Here is a 16540-nt window from a genome sequence, read left to right as displayed (position 1 = left end):
GGATTGCAGCGTGAAAATCAGCCGTAAAACATTGTTTGAAAGCGAGACGCTGCGGCACTGGCCGTCGCCGCCGCATGTCTGGCACCCGCCCGCGCGCTAAGCCGCCTCGACCCGGTCCGCGGCGCGCTGCCGCCAGATCTCGATCAACGTCAGGGAGATGGCGATGATGAGAGGGCCCAGTACGACGCCGGGCGCGCCCAGCAGCATCAGGCCGCCGACCACGGCGATGAACGAAAGCACGGTGTGCATCTTGAGCTTGTTGCCGACCAGTATCGGGTAGACGACATTGTCGACCAGGCCGACGACAATGGTGCCCCAGACCGCCAGAATGATGGCGGAGGAGTAGTTGCCGCTGAGCGCGAGGAATGCCGCCGTCGGCGCCCAGATCACAAACGCCCCGAGGAATGGAACGACGGCGAGCATTCCCATCAGCACGCCCCAGAACACCGGCGCCGGCAATCCCAGCCACCAGAACATCGCGCCACCGAGCCCGCCCTGCAGCGCGGCCACGGCCGCCGTCCCCAGCACCGTGGCGAAGATGGTGTCGACGACCCGGTCGGCCACTCGTGCGAACTCGCTTTCCGACAAGGGCAAATTCTGCTGGATGACCGCGACGGCTTCCGACCTGTCGCGCAGCAGATAGAACAGCAAGTAAAAAGTCAGGAACAGGCTGACCACGCCGGAAAACGAGGCGCTCACCACCGATCCGCTCCAGCCCGCGAGCCAAGAAGCCAGCGCCTTGACCAGATCGGGAATGTCGAGCCGCTCGCTGATCCATTGCAGCACCGGCGCGAGCCGTGGATGAGCCTCCATCGCCCGCGTCCAGCCGTGCGCATCTATCAAGCCGTTGATGACGGGCGTGCTGCGCACCGCCTCGTTGATCAGGGTACCGGCGACGAGAATGGCCGGAGCTACGACGATGATCGCCGTGATGGCGAGCGTCGCGGCCGCGGACAGACCGGGAAATCTGATTTTCTTTCCGATTCTCGCGTCGAGCGGCGAAAACAGGATCGCAAGCGTTACCGACCAGACAATCGCGGCAAGAAACGGGACCGCGAGCAGATAGCAAAGCACGGCACCGAGCGCGAGGCCCAGCGCCAGCGCGATATTCGAAATGGCTTGGCGGGTGAGCGAACGGCTTATGGGCATGGCATGTTTCCGAGGGATTCCACGGCGGGTGTCTATCCAATGTGATGCGGAATCCGCCTGCCTATCGGTCGGAATCCGATCCCGGCAGCATTCGGGCCAGCGTGCGATCGCCGAACACCCAATGATGCACCAGCGCCGCCGCAGCGTGCAGGGCTGCCAATGCCAACAACCCATGCGCCAGCAATTCGTGAATTCCCTTCAGATCGCGCGCGAAAGCGCGGTCGGCGGGCCACGGCGAAGCGATCTCGAACAGCCCGAACACCGGCAAGCCCTTCCCCCGGGCGAACTGCACCGCGATGCCGACCACGGGAGCCGCCACCAGCAGCACGTACAGCCCGACATGCGCCAGCCCGGCGCCGAGCCCCATCCAGCCGGCAAACGACCAGTCGCCGAATTCAGTGCTCTCGGCCGGCGGCGACGGATCCACCGTGCGCCACAGCAGGCGCACGAATGTCAACACGATCACCAGCAGTCCGGCGGTGATATGAATGTAAAGTCCCGCCTCCCGGGCCGGGCCCTTCGGCAACAGGTCGTCGGATACGCCGAGCACCCAGGCCAGGATCACCAGCACCACCACAAACCAGTGCAGCGACTGTGCGATGGCGCCATAGCGTGTCGGTGAATTGAAAATCTGCATGGCTGTCCAATAGCCAAAGACGGCGGGAATGCGGTTGATATGAATCAACCTGATGCGCGGCTAATGCGGCGGAACCACGCCCGGCGCCGGCTTGCCGGCAGCATCGGCGCCCGATTGGCCCGCCGGGAACGGCCGGGGCTCGACGACCGCGCCGGAAAGACGGCGATACAGATCGCGTCGCCGGGCGATCGGCCACCAGTCGTACAGGAAGATTTCGAGCGGGCGCCAGTTCGCGACCCAGCCCAGGATCAGGAAGCTCTCCTCGATCATGCGGCTGAGCGGCCTGTCGACAAAACCGCTGGCGAAGTGAGCGATGGCGAAGCACGCCATCAGCACGATCACGCCGATGCCGAGCGAACGACGGCCGATCCGGAGCAATTCGGTCAGGTCGCGCTGCAGGACGGTCGACCTGTAGGAAAAATACCTGCGGAAGGCTTCGGCCAAATCCTGCGCCGCCTTGCGCTGAAGGTCGCTTTCCGGGAAATGAACGACAATTCGGATCGGCTGATCGACCGGCAGTTCGCGCGCCCAGCCGACGATGAATTCCTCCGCCTCGCGGTCGAGGTCGCGCTCCCGAAACGGAAACGGGTCCAGGGTGTCGAAGAGCTGCGCGATCTCGTCGACACGCAGCTCGATAGCATCGTTTGTGTTTCCGGTTGTCATGGTCACCGCAACGTGAGACTGAGCCGACCGCGCGAGACGGACTTCAGGGCCTCCAGGGCAACAAGCACTACAATGCCCGCCCCCAGCGTCAAGGCGAGATCGTCGAACTGCAAGGGTGCGAAACGGAACAGCGCGCTGATGGAAGGGACCAGTAGCGTCACGCCCAGCATCACGGGCACCACCAGCAGCACCCATGCCAGCGCGGAGTTCGGCCGCCGCAGCGCCGTGATCAGCGACGCGCTGAAGGACCGGTTGACGAAAATCAGGCTGACAATGGCCAGCACCAGCGAGAAGAACGTCAGCGCCCGCACCTCCGCTTCCGGCATGCCGCGACCGAGCGCAACCAGGTAGATGACGGCGACGAGTGCAAACGCCAGCGTTCCCTGCACCAGGCTCCAACCGATCAGGTTGGCCGAGAACAGCGGCTGCTCGGGTGGACGCGGCGGACGGCGCATGACGTCGTCCTCTTCGGTCTCGGCCTCGAACACCAGCGAGCATACGGGGTCGATGATCATCTCCAGAAACGCGATGTGAATCGGCCCGAATATGATCGGCAGGCCGAACAGCAGCGGCAGCAGCGCCAGTCCCGCGATCGGCACATGCACGGCGAAGATGAACCCCATCGCCTTGAGGAGATTGTCGTAGATGCGGCGGCCGAGCCGGACCGCCCGCACGATCGAGCCGAAATCGTCGTCGAGCAGCACGATCGAAGACGCCTCGCGCGCGACGTCGGTGCCGCGGCCGCCCATCGCAATGCCGATATGCGCCGCCTTCAGCGACGGTGCGTCGTTGACACCGTCACCGGTCATGGCGACGATTTCGCGATTGGCCTTGAGCGCCTCGACGATGCGAAGTTTCTGGTCGGGCATGATCCGCGCGAACACCGTCGCAGTCCGCACGCGCTGCGCCAGTTCCTCTTCACCGAGCGTTTCGAGCTCTTCCCCGGTGACGACGTCGCTGGTGTCGAGGCCCGCCTGCCCGGCGATGGCCTTGGCGGTCGCCGGGTAGTCGCCGGTAATCATCACCACTCGGATGCCGGCCGACCGGCACTCGGCGACGGCGGCGGGCACGCTGCCGCGCAGCGGATCGGCAAGGCCGGCCAGTCCTGCGAACTCGAACGCAAACTCATGCTGCGAGGCAGGCCAGGTGTGGCCTGCAAAGCTGGCGCGGGCGACGCCGAGGACGCGCAGGCCTTCGGCGGCCATCGCGTCCCCCGAGCGCTTCAGCGCGGCAAGCTCGGCGGGGCCGAGGTGGCAAAGTTCGGCGATCGCTTCCGGCGCGCCCTTGGCCGCGACGACGAACGGCCGGTCGTCCCCGGATGATTGCCAGACCCGCGACATCGCCAGCAGCCCGGGGCGCAGCCCATAGGTGTGCACCAGCTTCCACCGGGGATCATGCAGATGTTCGGTGCCGGCCAGCCGCTCGCCGCCGAGCAGATGGAACGCCTTGTCCATCGGATCGAAGGCATCGCGCGCGCTGGCAAGGATTCCGCATTCGGCCAGGGCATGGAAGCGCTCCGGCATGGCTGCGCCTGAGGTCTCCCTCGGCCGGAAGGTCTCGTCGTTGCGGAGTCGCAATTCGGCGATGGTCATCTGGTTCTCGGTCAAGGTCCCGGTCTTGTCGGAGCAGAGCACCGTGGCGGAGCCGAGGGTTTCGATGGCGGCGGCGCGCCGGGTCAGCACCCTCGCCTGCGAGATCCGCCACGCGCCCATCGCCATGAACACGGCGAGCACGACCGGAAACTCCTCGGGCAGCATCGACATGCCGAGCGCGATGCCCGCCAGCACAGCATCCAGCCAGCCGCCGCGCATGGTGCCGTAGAGCAGCACCGCCAGAATGCTGACCGCAGCTCCGAACACGGCGAAAACGCGCACCAGACGCCGGGTCTGCGCCTGCAGCCGCGGCGGTTCGGTCTCCAACGTCGAGAGCGAATGACCGATCTTGCCGATCTCGCTGCGGATGCCGGTCGCCACCACTTCGCCCATTCCGGTCCCGCGCACCACGAGCGAACCGGAGAACACGTAAGGAAGATCATCGCCGCCGGGCCGCCGGGGATCCGAACGGACGGCCTCGGCGCGGGCGGTCTTGCGCACCGGGACCGATTCTCCCGTCAGCAGCGATTCATCGGTCTGCAGGTCGCGGCATTCGATGATCACGGCGTCGGCGGGCACCCGGTCGCCTTCGGCCAGCACGAGGACGTCACCGCGCACGACCTCGCGGCCGGTGATCCTCTTGCGCACGCCGTCGCGGATGACCAGCGCGCGCGGACTGGTGAGATCGCGCAGCGCCTCCAGCACGCGCTCGGTGCGGGTTTCCTGGATCACCGTGATCGCCACCGACAGCGTCGCAAAGACGGCAAGGATAACGGCTTCCTTCAGGTCGCCCAGCAGCAGATAGATCGCGCCGCCGCCGAGCAACAGCGCCAGCATCGGTTCGCGCACCACCTCGAGCAGGATGCGCAGCGGCGTGCGCCGGTCCGGCCTCGGCAGCTCGTTATAACCTTCGGTCTTCAGTCTGACCTGGGCATCTGCCTCGCTGAGGCCGGGTACCGGGGCGGGCGATGGCGTTTCGTCGGGCATTTCACCTGCTGGGTATTTGCTGGGTATTCATTTGGACTTTGGGCGGGATCGTACCCGGGATGCTACAGGAAGTTCGGAAGGGACCATGACCGAACTCCCGCCGGGTGACAGAAAATTTATCGACCTCGTGCTCGCGGCATTTGATTCATCGCAGAAGCTGCCGCACATTTCCCGCGGAATGCCCCCTTTTATGCATTGCCTCCGACGGAACGAAGCAGCCGTCGTGGAGCATCGTTGAACCTTGCGTGGGGCTTCCGCGTATCTGAAGGGTACGATAACCGCCAAGCGGAGCACCGTCATGCGCGCCTTCCTCCTGCTGGTCGCCTTCCTGATCGGCCTTGCCTCTCCTGCCGGCGCCGCCGACGATGTCGCGACCGCGCAGGGCGTGATCCGCTCCCAGGTCGAGGCGCTCGGCCGCGGCGATGCGGCGGCAGCCTATTCCCATGCCGCGCCCGCGATTCGGGAAATCTTCCCGCAAGCCGACATCTTCATGGCGATGGTTCGCGGCAGCTATGCGCCGGTCTATCGCCACAGGAGTTTCGAGTTCGGCAAGGCGCGCGCCGCGGACGGCAGGATCGCCCAACGCGTTCACATCGTCGACGGCGACGGTGTGGCCTGGGAGGCCCTGTATACGCTGGAGCGGCAGCCCGACGGCAGCCTGAAGATCACCGGCTGCTCGCTGCTGAAGGCCGGCCGGGCGGTGTGAGGCGCTTTCCCGGCACCAAATCTTTTTGAATTGCATTGGTCGAGAGTTGGGCGTTAGTTGCCCGCAACCGCGCATGTGCGTGCCTATCCGGGAGAAGAATCAAATGAAAACAGTGCAGGCAATGCTCGCCGAGGCCGAAGCCGTGGTTCCGCGGATCAGTCCCGAGGAAGCCAAGGGACTGGTCGGCCGGCCCGACGTGTTGTTTCTCGACGTCCGCGAACCGGCCGAGGTCGCGGCATCGGGCAAGGTCCCGGGCGCCCTCGCCATCCCGCGCGGACTGGTGGAATTTCGCGCCGATCCGGCTTCCGCTTTGCACGATGCGGCGTTCGACCGGGCCAAGACCGTAGTTGCCTACTGCGCGTCGGGCGGACGGTCGGCGCTGGTCCTCAAGACGCTGAAGGAAATGGGCTACGAAAACGTCCGCAACCTCGGCGGCTTCAAGGGCTGGCTCGATGCCGGCGGCGAGGTCGAGAAGGGGTAGTGGCGCGACGCCGCTACGCCAGCGCCAGCCGCGAGCGCGCCCGGAGCAGCAACGCCACCACGATGGCGACGTTGACGGCGTTCCAGGCGACGCCGTTGAGGAACGCCGCGGCATAGGAGCCGGTGGCGTCGAAGATCACGCCGGAGACCCAGCCGCCGCCGGACATGCCGACCACCGAGGCCATGATCACGATGCCGACGCGGGTCGCGGCCTCGCGCGCCGGCATCGATTCACGCACGATGATGGCATAGCTCGGCACGATGCCGCCCTGGAACAGGCCGAACATCGCCGAGATCACGTAGAGCGAGGTGAGGCCATCGAAGAACAAGTAGAAGAACAGCGCAAAGCCCTGCGCCACCGACCCGATCAACAGGGTGCGGATGCCGCCGATCTTGTCGGCGAGAAATCCCGAGCCGATCCGGCTGACGACGCCGAATGCCATCATCAGCGACAGCATCTCGGCGCCGCGCGCCACGCCGTAGCCGAGATCGCCGCAATAGGCGACGATGTGGACCTGCGGCATCGCCATCGCCACACAGCAGGAAATACTGGCGATGCACAACAGCGCCGTCAGCGTATTGGTCGACAGCTGCAGATCGACCCGCGGCGGCGGCGCATTCGCGTGATCGTGCGCCACGGCGCCGCCGATCTGCGCGCGCAGCACCAGGAGCACGGCCGTCATTGCCACCGCGCAGAAGATGCCGATGGCGATATGGGTGGTGCGCCAGCCCCAGGTCTGCATGCCCCAATTGACCAGCGGCGGCCAGATCGTGCCGCCGACATAGTTGCCGCTGGCGACGATGGTCACCGCCAGCCCGCGATAGCGCTCGAACCAGTGCGAGGCTTCCGCCATCAGCGGGCCGAACGTCGCCGAGGTGCCGAGCCCGATCAGGACGTGCACCGCGATGAATTGCCACAGCGTGCTGGAGAGGCCGGCAAGCACATAGGCTGTTCCCAGAAAGCCGATGCTGAGCGCCATCGCCGCCACGATGCCGAAGCGGTCGGTGATCCGTCCGGTGGCGACGCCGCCGAGACCGAAACCGAGCATGGTGAGGGTAAAGGCCAGCGACACCGCGCCGCGGGTGGCCGCAAATTCGGTCTGCACCACCGGCAGCACCACCACCACCGACCACATGCCGACGCTGCCGATCGAGCCGATCAAAACCGCGAGCGTGAGCCTCACCCAGGCCTGACCGGAGTCGGGGGTGAAGCGGCGCGAATCTCTGTGGCTGGAGGGAGCGTGCACGGGCCGCAACTTCGTCGGCCCCCGCAACGGGGTCAAGCCACATGGCGCGATATTGGGCATGCAGATGCGGTGCAACAGGGCGACGGGGGGACGATGCCAACGGGTCCGCGCAAAGCGCGGCCCGATGACAGGCTCCGCATCGAACCCGGAATCTCGAAGTTCCGGGTCCGCTTCGCGCCCCGGAACGACGTCAGGTCACCGCGTTAACCCTTTCCTAACCATATACCCGGCAAGAATTGCCGAGTGAAGAAGTCGAGTGTCGTCAGCCGCGTAAGACGGGAGAGCCCCCGTGGACGCCAGTGCGGTGCCTCACTTTCGAAACGGTGGTCCTTCGGCCGCCGCGCAGACGTTTGGCGCCCGGGACCGGCATTCGCGGGGGGAAGCAGCTACCATGGTCGATGTCACGGCGGGTCACGGCGCGGGCGCAACAGGCGGATTTCCCAGTTTTGGCGAAATGGGCCGAATCCTGAAGCGCGGCGATCTCGGGCTGGCGTTCGGCATCCTCACCATTCTGGTGGTGCTGATCCTGCCGCTGCCCTCGGTCGTGCTCGATCTGTTTCTCGCGATCTCGATCACGCTGTCGATCCTGATCCTGATGACGTCGCTGTTCATCCAGGCGCCGCTGGAATTCTCGTCGTTTCCGACCATCCTGCTGATTTCGACCATGCTGCGGTTGTCGCTCAATCTGGCCTCGACCCGGCTGATCCTGTCGAAGGGGCATGAGGGCACCGCCGCCGCCGGCCACGTCATCGAGGCCTTCGGCAATTTCGTGATGGGCGGCAATTTCGTCATCGGAATTATCGTCTTCGCGATTCTGGTGATCGTGAATTTCGTCGTCATCACCAAGGGTTCCGGCCGCATCGCGGAAGTCGCGGCGCGCTTCCACCTCGACGCCATGCCGGGCAAGCAGATGGCGATCGACGCCGACCTCGGCGCCGGCCTGATCGACGAGCGGACCGCCAAGGAGCGCCGCAAGGCGCTGGAGGACGAAAGCGGCTTCTTCGGCGCCATGGACGGCGCCTCCAAGTTCGTGCGCGGCGACGCGGTCGCGGGCCTCCTGGTCGTGTTCATCAACGTCATCGGCGGCATCATCATCGGCGTCGCCCAGCAGGGCATGGGCTTCGGCGATGCCGCGCGCACCTACACGCTGCTCACCGTCGGCGACGGCCTGGTGACGCAGATCCCGGCGCTGATCGTCTCCACCGCGGCGGGCCTCCTGGTCTCGAAGGCCGGCGTCACCGGCGCCGCCGACAAGGCGCTGATGAAGCAGTTATCCGGCTATCCGCAGGCGATGGGCATGTCGGCCGGCGTCATGCTGGTGCTGGCGATGCTGCCGGGCATTCCGATGATCCCCTTCCTCGCATTGGGCGGCGGCGCTGCCTACCTGGCGCTGTCGGCCCGCAAGAAGAGACATGCAGCCGCGACAGCCGAAGCTGTCGCGACCGCTGCTCCGGATGCCGCCGCCGCGGCCGCGGCGGCGGAAGAGCCGATCTCGACAGCGCTGAAGATCGACGATCTCAAGATCGAACTCGGCTACGCGCTGCTTCCGCTGGTCAATGGGCCCGACGGCACCGACCGCCTGACCGAACAGATCAAGGCGCTGCGCCGCTCGCTCGCGATCGAAATGGGTTTCGTGATGCCGGCGGTGCGCATCCTCGACAACGTGCAGCTGGAAGCCAACACCTACGTCATCAAGATCAAGGAGGTGGATGCCGGCACCGGCAGGATCTGGCCGAACCAGTTCATGGTCATGGACCCCGCCGGCAACCAGGTCGGGGTGCCCGGCATTCACACCATCGAGCCGACCTTCGGACTCCCGGCGACCTGGGTCGACGCCAGCCTGAAGGAGGAAGCCTCGCTGAAGGGCTATACGGTGGTGGACGCCGCGACCGTGCTCTCGACCCACCTCACCGAACTGCTCAAGAACAACATGTCGGACCTGTTGTCCTATGGCGAGGTGCAGAAGCTGTTGAAGGATCTGCCGAAGGAGCAGGGCGAACTGGTCAAGGACATCGTGCCGGGCCAGGTCACGGTCTCCGGCATCCAGCGCGTGCTGCAGATGCTGCTGGCCGAGCGCATCTCGATCCGCGATCTCTCGACCATTCTCGAGGGCATCGCCGACGCGCTGGCGTTCTCGCGCAACCCGGCGACCATGGTCGAACACGTCCGCGCCAGGCTGTCGCGGCAGATCTGCGCGCAGAACACTTCCCACAACGGCTACCTGCCGCTGATCGCGCTGTCGGCAAAATGGGAGCAGGCCTTCGCCGAGTCGATGATCGGCACCGGCGAGGAGCGCAGCCTGGCGATGCAGCCGTCGAAACTGTCGGAATTCATGACTGTGGTGCGCGACCGCTTCGAGCAGGCCGCGCGCGAAGGCGAGGCGCCGGTATTGGTGACCTCGGCGGCGATCAGGCCGTTCGTGCGTTCGCTGGTGGAACGCTTCCGCTCGCAAACCACCGTGTTGTCGCAGGCGGAAATCCACCCGCGCGCGCGGCTGAAGACCGTCGGCAGCGTCTGAACTTCGCGTTGATTTCGTGCGATTGAAGTTGCGTGTCATGCGCAGAAAATTTCTTTGCTAGAATTGTTCAAGGCTGCGGGTGACACGCTTGCTGTCGAAACATCGCGGCGCTACTGAAGCGCCATGTTGGCTTCGCCGCGCGCACCCGATCTTCCCTGGCCTCTTCCGCTGCTTCGCTTGGTGCCACTTCCGCTCCTGCAACCTATTCTCAGTCTCATCGGCACCCAGGTTGCGAAGGCCCAGCCTGACGTGTTCTCGCGCCTCGGGCCGCACGCGCAGAAATCCTTCGTCATCGATCCGACCGATCTTCCGTTCGTGCTGGTGCTGAAACCGAAACCCGAGGCTCCCGCGCTCAGCGCCTGGCGCCGCGACAGCGCACCTCATTCGCACGCGCGGATCGCGGGCTCGTTTCTCAATCTGTTCGACCTGATCGACGGCTCGCTCGACGGCGACGCCCTGTTCTTCTCGCGCAAGCTCCGCGTCACCGGCGACACCGAAGCCGTCGTCGCCTTGCGCAACGCGCTCGACGACGTCGACGGCGGGGTGGTGGAAAGCATCACCAGGGCTTTCGGTCCGCTCTCCGGCGTCGCCGCGATGACGGTCTCCCACATGCGCACGCTCGGCGGCAGAGGAAGAAACCATGAATGACCCTGTCGCCCCCCGCCGCCCCGAACTGGTCTGTCCGGCCGGCACGCCGGCGAGCCTGCGCACCGCGGTCGATGCCGGGGCCGACGCCGTCTATTGCGGCCTGCAGAACGCGACCAATGCGCGGAACTTTCCCGGACTGAATTTCTCGCCCGACGAGCTCGGAAAATCGGTCGACTATGCCCATGGCCGCGGAGCCAAGGTTCTGCTCGCCGTCAACACCTTTCCCCCGGCCGGCCAGTTCCAGCTCTGGAAGGACGCCATTGCAGTTGCGGCTTCCGTCGCGGCGGATGCAATCATCGTCGCCGACATGGGGGTTGCGGCCTATGCCGCCCGCGAATATCCGCGACTGCGCCTGCATCTGTCGGTGCAGGCCGGCGCGTCGTCGCCGGAGGCGATCCGCTTCCACTGCGAGGAATTCAACGTCAGGCGCGTGGTGCTGCCGCGCATCCTCACGGTGGCGGAGATCGCCGACATTCACCGGCAGATCCCTTGCGAGATCGAGGCGTTCGTGTTCGGCAATATCGGCATGATGGCCGAGGGCCGCTGCAGCCTGACCAATTACGTGACCGGCGTCTCGACCAACATGGACGGCGTGTGTTCGCCGGCGGCCGACGTCCACTATGAAGAAGAAGCCGACGGCACGCTGACGACGAAGCTCGGATCGTTCGTCATCGACCGCTATGGCTGCGGCGACAACGGCGGCTATCCGACCATCTGCAAGGGACGGTATTCCTGCTCGGCGCAGCCCGAGCCCTATTACGCCTTCGAGGAGCCGCGCTCGCTGAACCTCTCGGCGCTGTTGCCCGATCTGATGCGCGCCGGGGTCACCGCCCTGAAGATCGAGGGACGCCAGCGCAGCCGCGCCTATGTCAGGTCCGTGGTCGCCGCCTTTCGCAAGGCGGTCGACGAGATCATGACGGGCAAACAACCGTCGCTGACCGACCTGATCGCGCTGACCGAGGGCCACAAGGAGACCCAGGGCGCCTTTCAGAGCAAGAGCTGGAGATAACCGGACATGAGCGGCGCGCGAACCGAACTGACGCTTGGCCCGAACCTGTTCAACTGGGCCCCCGAGACCTGGCGCGACTTCTATTTCCGGATCGCCGACGAAGCGCCGGTATCCGTGGTCTATCTCGGCGAAGCCATCTGCTCCAAGCGCGCGCCGCTGTTCCGGGATCATTACGAGGCGGTTGCCGAACGCCTCCGCGCGGCCGGCAAGACCGTGGTGCATTCCACCCTCGGCGAAACCGCTTCGCGGCTCGATCGTCGGCTGGTCAGCGACGTCTGCGAGCGGACGTCGGATCTGGTCGAAGCCAACGATGCCTCGGCGGCGTTCCACTTGCGCGGTCGACCGCATTGCATCGGCCCGCTGATGAACGTCTATAACGAGGAGACCCTGCGCTTTCTCGCAGGCAAGGGCGCCCGGAATATCTGCCTGCCGATCGAACTGCCGTCTTCCGCGATCGGCGTGATCTGCGCGGCCGCAGAACCTGCGAAGGTGACGATCGAGGTTCAGGTGTTCGGCCGCCAGTCGCTGGCGCTCTCGGCGCGGTGCTATCACGCCCGGGCGCACGGCCGCACCAAGGACACCTGCCTGTTCGTCTGCGAGAACGATCCCGACGGGCTGGTGCTGTCGACGCTGGAGCGGAAGCCGTTTCTTGTCGCCAACGGCGTGCAGACCTTGTCGTGGGAATACCTGAACCTGGTCCAGGAGATCCCGGCTCTGAAGGCTGCCGGCGTTTCCCGCTACCGGCTGTCGCCGCACAGCTGCGACATGGTCCGGGTGGCGACCACCTTTCGCAGCGTGCTCGACGGCGACCTGACGGTCGCGGAAGCGTTGGCCTGCCTCGAGGAACTGCCGCTCGATGCACCGTTCTCGAACGGTTTCCATCACGGCCGCCCCGGCTACGGCTGGACCGCCCTCACCGGCACGGCGCCGCACTGAGCGGCGCAAATCAGTGCGGAAGGGATGGACTTTTCCGCCACAGGCAACTGTTTTCTTGGCCGGCGCCGATTCATCGTCCCTTCGCGCTGCGGGATGCGTAAAAGCCATAACCTACTGCAGTAATTTAATAATCTTCGATTTTGACGATTGCTGCCCTGCAACCCGATCGCGGGCGTTCAAGTCTTTTCACTGCCTTGTGATCGCCTCTTAGGAACCAAAAGCCGAATCCCTACGTTTCCAGTCCGAGGACGTTGAACCTGTCAGCGGATGCACCAGACAAATTCCGTAAGCAGGAAGGCGGCAGGAGGCTTCCATGAACCATTCGATCTACAGCGCAGATCGCTCGACCCATCTGAAGATCGTGGTCGTGGCGCTGGTTGCTGGTATCGCGGTGGCGGGCTTCAGCGTCTTGGCACGAACCACGTCAGACGAAGGATACACCCAGACCGCGCGCGTCATCAAAGCCGGCAAGCCGGTGGCGATCACCAGCGCGACCACCTCGACGGTTCGCTAACGGAATTCACGGAATTCACGCGGCTCTTTAACCAGCCCCCCAAAGTCGCCACGTGGATATTTAGAAGACCCCAACTACCCCCAAGTTGACTATGGAAAACGCCCGCTCCCCACGGGCGTTTTCTTTTTGTGGGATAGTCGTGCCGTCAGCGCCCGGCTTGACCGGCGACCCAATACTCCGGGACTTCTCGGTTGATGACTGGCGGCTTCGGAATACTGGGTCGCCCGGTCACTTGGCGCGAAGACGCGCTTCGCGCTTTTGTGGCGCGAAGACGCGCTTTGCGCTTTTGCCAAGCGATGACAGCGTGGGGGATATGGCGCCTGCGCGCACGATGACCTCACAAACACAGTTTCGCGATCTCGCGGCGCGTTTCGCCCGAGGTTTGCATGACATTGTCCCTCGAAAGAGGGAGCAGGGAATGCCGGATGCGCGCTGCACCCGCGGTCTCATGTGCAAGATGCACGAGTAAAAAACGCACACGAGCACACAGGGCAGCGGAGGCACTCCGACATTCCCTGCGCAATGGCTTTACGGCTTACTGCGCGCTCTCCCCGGAGAATCGGGCTTTGTTGTCTCCGTCGCCTCACGGAATTTGGCACCTCGGCCCGGTCGGGCTTTCCGCACCTCCGCAAGACTTGACGCCAACCCAGAGGCTGTCAGGACCACACGACTTTACCGTACGCTTCAGCACCGCTCGTCAGCACGCCCTGTGACCGCTCACGGACCGTGAAGCCCGCCCTGCCATCCCATCGCGCGCACGATGCCGCCGCGTCCACCGCATCCCATCCCAACGTTCGTGACGATGACCAACGCCCCTTCCTCGGGGACAGGATGGCGGGAGTCCTAAAAGTGATTTGCCCGACGACGAAAGCGAAATTTTGCCCGTCGGGTTGTCTTGCCGCAGCCACGGACAGCAGAAGGGGCGCCTCTGCCCGCAAAGCAATTTGGTGCACCTCGGCTATCAGCAGCTAGCTGCGACTGCGATGCAGGCGGCGCGGGTAGTTAGGGCGTGAACCCATTAAGCGAGACGCGTCGGCAAACGTCCGCTCTAGTTGGGCACAACGAACTCAACTCGGATGCAGAGCCATGTCCGAAAAGTGCCAACAGGCGCGCGCAGGATCAGCCCCAGTGACAGGCCCCGAACTAAAACAGCTACGTGACGATCTCGGTAACGCCCGCGGCTGTGCAGGCCATGATGTACTTGTCGATGGGTGCTATGTCGGTGCCGATAGCGCTATACTGCGGCGAGCACTTCGAGAATGCCGCGGACAGCTGGGGGAACTCGGCTAACCTGGGAGGAAAGCATGACTTCGTTCAACCGTCGTTCCCTTTTGGCTGGCATGGCCGCGGCCAGTGCTATGGCTCTGGCCGGTACCCGCACATCACGTGCTCAAGATACTCCGGGAGTTACCGCCACCGAGATCAAGATCGGATCCACCACGTCGCTGAGTGGCCCAGCCTCTGGGATGGGTACCATCGCGAAATGCTCGGATGCCTATTTCCGGATGATGAACGACCAGGGCGGTATCGCTGGCCGCAAGATCAATTTCATCTATTATGATGACGCCTTCAACCCGGCGAAAACAGTCGAGCAAACGCGACGGCTGATCGAAAGCGACAACGTCGCTTTTCTGTTTTCCATGCTGGGAACAGCGCCGAATTCAGCGGTGGTCAAGTACATCAACTTAAACAAGGTGCCTCACCTTCTCCTGACAGTGAACGGCGACAAGTGGGGTGATTACCAGACCTATCCGTGGACCATGGGCTTTCCGCCGAGCTCCAGGAGCGAAGCCCAGATTTTTGCCAAATACGCATTAAGTCAGAAGCCGGGCGCCAAGTTTGCTTTGCTGTATCAGAATGACGATCTCGGCAAGGATTTCGTCAACGGCCTGCGTGACGTCTTGGGCGATCGATATGAAACTCTCGTGAAGGCGGTTTCCTACGAATTCACCGATCCGACGATCGATTCACAAATTGTCACCTTACGCGCGAGCAACGCCGATGTTCTTATTTCCGGCGTCACCGCAAAATTTGCCGCGCAAGCGATCCGCAAGGTCTACGAACTTGACTGGAAGCCGATGCATTTCGTGACCAGCGGCGCGGCATCGGCATCTTCCACGATCATTCCCGTCGGGCCCGAGCGTGCCCAGGGCCTGATCACCTCGGTGTACCTCAAGGATCCGTCTGATCCAGCATGGACCGACGACGCCGGGATGAAAAACTACTTGAAATTCATGGCGAAGTACTTCAGCGACGGGAACCCGAAGGAGTTCCTCAATGTCTATGCGTACACGGTTACTTCCGTGCTGCGCAGGTTGCTTGAGCAGTGCAATGGAAATTTTGCCAGAGAAAGCATCATGCGGGAGGCCAACAATCTCCGGAATGTCGAAGTTCCAACGCTGTTGCCGGGTGTCCGTGTCAACACCAGCCCGACCAACCACCGTCCGCTGCAGCAGATGCAACTGCAACGCTGGGAGGGACAGGGCTATATTCGGTTCGGCAATATCATCGAGGGAGCAAGTCTCTAAGCAGAGGCCCCCGCAATTCGCAGCTTAACCTCATGAACAGACATCGAGGTGCAAATTGCACAAAGAAAAAGCCGCCCGAAGGCGGCTCTCAATTCTATTCTGATGGTCGTAGACGCAGATCAGAACTTGAAATTGAAGCCGACGCGACCGATGGTCGCCGTGTCCTTGAAGCGGAAACGGTAGGTATTGTCGACTAGCATCGGCGCATCGGTGTTGCCAAAGTCAACATAAAGCGCCTCAGCCTTAACGGTCCAGTTTTTGGCGACCGCGTATTCGACACCACCACCCGCGGTCCATCCAGTGCGCCAACCGCTGGTGTCAAAGACGATGTTGGGCTGTCCCGGCTCGATCACCCGGTCGTGGATGCGCCCCGTGGCGACGCCAGCGGTCAAGTAAATCAGGGCGTTGTCGAGCGCGAAGCCCGCCCGCCCACGCAAGGTCGCGAGTCCCGTCAGACTCGCTGTTTGAGCCAACCCAGTGTTAAAGGACGTTACGTGAGGGGTGGTGGCGTCGGCCGACGCCAAAGATAGGTCGCCCTCGACGCCCAATACGAGCTGCCGGAATTGCCAATTGTACCCGGCCTGGATGCCGCCGATCGCGCCGGTGGCGCTGGCGCCATAAACAGGGTGGGCCGGGAAGTCGAACCAGAAATTTGGACCAATTTCCTGACTGCTGTTGTCGGCGCGTACGCCGCCGATGTTTGCGCCGACATAAAAACCGGTCCAGCTAAAAACAGGTGCGGCGGGAGGCAACGCCTTCACAGGCAGGTCGGCCGCGGAAGCCGCGCCAATGCTGAGCAGGGCGACCGCAGCCACCGATGTTAGATACTCCGCGCGCATATCTGCCTCCGCCGCTAGCCATTACCGCGATAAGTGATACCTGCCGCCCTTGGAATTCAATCGGTTACGCCGCCAATAATCTTGCCG

Annotated in this window: 14 protein-coding genes; 8 read left to right on the top strand and 6 right to left on the bottom strand. The window is 64.0% G+C overall.

The window, feature by feature from the left end:
• Positions 1–96 precede the first annotated feature (96 nt).
• The 4 genes from KMZ68_RS06155 to KMZ68_RS06140 all read right to left on the bottom strand — a co-directional run bounded on the left by KMZ68_RS06155 (position 97) and on the right by KMZ68_RS06140 (position 5028).
• The gene (locus tag KMZ68_RS06155) at positions 97–1149 is read right to left on the bottom strand and encodes an AI-2E family transporter (protein WP_215614953.1); all 1053 of its coding nucleotides are present in this window, start codon (positions 1147–1149) and stop codon (positions 97–99) included.
• 61 nt (positions 1150–1210) lie between these two features.
• A complete protein-coding gene (locus KMZ68_RS06150) occupies positions 1211–1786 on the bottom strand; it encodes a cytochrome b (protein WP_215614952.1) in 576 nt (191 codons plus the stop codon).
• Positions 1787–1846: 60 nt separating this feature from the next.
• The gene (locus KMZ68_RS06145; protein ID WP_249779540.1) at positions 1847–2449 is read right to left on the bottom strand and encodes a hypothetical protein; all 603 of its coding nucleotides are present in this window, start codon (positions 2447–2449) and stop codon (positions 1847–1849) included.
• A 2-nt stretch (positions 2450–2451) separates the two neighbouring features.
• Entirely contained in the window at positions 2452–5028 is a 2577-nt protein-coding gene (locus KMZ68_RS06140) for a cation-translocating P-type ATPase (protein ID WP_215614951.1), read from the bottom strand.
• Between the two features lie 298 nt (positions 5029–5326).
• Here KMZ68_RS06140 and KMZ68_RS06135 point away from each other — a divergent pair, with 298 nt between their 5' ends.
• Positions 5327–5734, top strand: coding sequence for a DUF4864 domain-containing protein (locus KMZ68_RS06135; protein WP_215614950.1), 408 nt, complete (start codon positions 5327–5329; stop codon positions 5732–5734).
• Between the two features lie 103 nt (positions 5735–5837).
• Positions 5838–6215 carry a rhodanese-like domain-containing protein gene (locus KMZ68_RS06130; RefSeq protein ID WP_215605195.1) on the top strand — a complete coding sequence of 126 codons (378 nt, stop codon included), beginning with the start codon at positions 5838–5840 and terminating at the stop codon, positions 6213–6215.
• Between the two features lie 13 nt (positions 6216–6228).
• Here KMZ68_RS06130 and KMZ68_RS06125 read toward each other — a convergent pair whose 3' ends face one another.
• A complete protein-coding gene (locus KMZ68_RS06125; protein ID WP_215614949.1) occupies positions 6229–7521 on the bottom strand; it encodes an MFS transporter in 1293 nt (430 codons plus the stop codon).
• A gap of 229 nt (positions 7522–7750) precedes the next feature.
• Here KMZ68_RS06125 and flhA point away from each other — a divergent pair, with 229 nt between their 5' ends.
• The 6 genes from flhA to KMZ68_RS06095 all read left to right on the top strand — a co-directional run bounded on the left by flhA (position 7751) and on the right by KMZ68_RS06095 (position 15614).
• Positions 7751–9979, top strand: coding sequence for a flagellar biosynthesis protein FlhA (gene flhA / locus KMZ68_RS06120; RefSeq protein WP_215614948.1), 2229 nt, complete (start codon positions 7751–7753; stop codon positions 9977–9979).
• A 180-nt stretch (positions 9980–10159) separates the two neighbouring features.
• Positions 10160–10627 (top strand): ubiquinone anaerobic biosynthesis accessory factor UbiT, encoded by a 468-nt coding sequence (gene ubiT / locus KMZ68_RS06115; protein ID WP_215614947.1) that lies wholly within the window; start codon positions 10160–10162, stop codon positions 10625–10627.
• Positions 10620–11636 (top strand): ubiquinone anaerobic biosynthesis protein UbiU, encoded by a 1017-nt coding sequence (ubiU, locus tag KMZ68_RS06110; protein ID WP_215614946.1) that lies wholly within the window; start codon positions 10620–10622, stop codon positions 11634–11636. Before ubiT ends, ubiU begins: the two co-directional genes overlap by 8 nt.
• Before the next feature lie 6 nt (positions 11637–11642).
• Positions 11643–12572, top strand: coding sequence for a ubiquinone anaerobic biosynthesis protein UbiV (gene ubiV / locus KMZ68_RS06105; protein ID WP_215614945.1), 930 nt, complete (start codon positions 11643–11645; stop codon positions 12570–12572).
• A gap of 313 nt (positions 12573–12885) precedes the next feature.
• Positions 12886–13086 carry a hypothetical protein gene (locus tag KMZ68_RS06100; RefSeq protein WP_215614944.1) on the top strand — a complete coding sequence of 67 codons (201 nt, stop codon included), beginning with the start codon at positions 12886–12888 and terminating at the stop codon, positions 13084–13086.
• Between the two features lie 1304 nt (positions 13087–14390).
• Positions 14391–15614 (top strand): ABC transporter substrate-binding protein, encoded by a 1224-nt coding sequence (locus KMZ68_RS06095; RefSeq protein WP_215614943.1) that lies wholly within the window; start codon positions 14391–14393, stop codon positions 15612–15614.
• A 119-nt stretch (positions 15615–15733) separates the two neighbouring features.
• Here the strand turns inward: KMZ68_RS06095 and KMZ68_RS06090 are convergent, their stop codons facing one another.
• Positions 15734–16453 carry an outer membrane protein gene (locus KMZ68_RS06090; protein ID WP_215614942.1) on the bottom strand — a complete coding sequence of 240 codons (720 nt, stop codon included), beginning with the start codon at positions 16451–16453 and terminating at the stop codon, positions 15734–15736.
• Positions 16454–16540 lie beyond the last annotated feature (87 nt).

It is taken from the genome of Bradyrhizobium sediminis, from assembly GCF_018736105.1.
In the GTDB taxonomy this organism is placed as follows: Bacteria; Pseudomonadota; Alphaproteobacteria; order Rhizobiales; family Xanthobacteraceae; genus Bradyrhizobium.
Note: the sequence above shows the minus strand (reverse complement) of the source record. Positions and strands in the feature narration are given on the sequence as shown.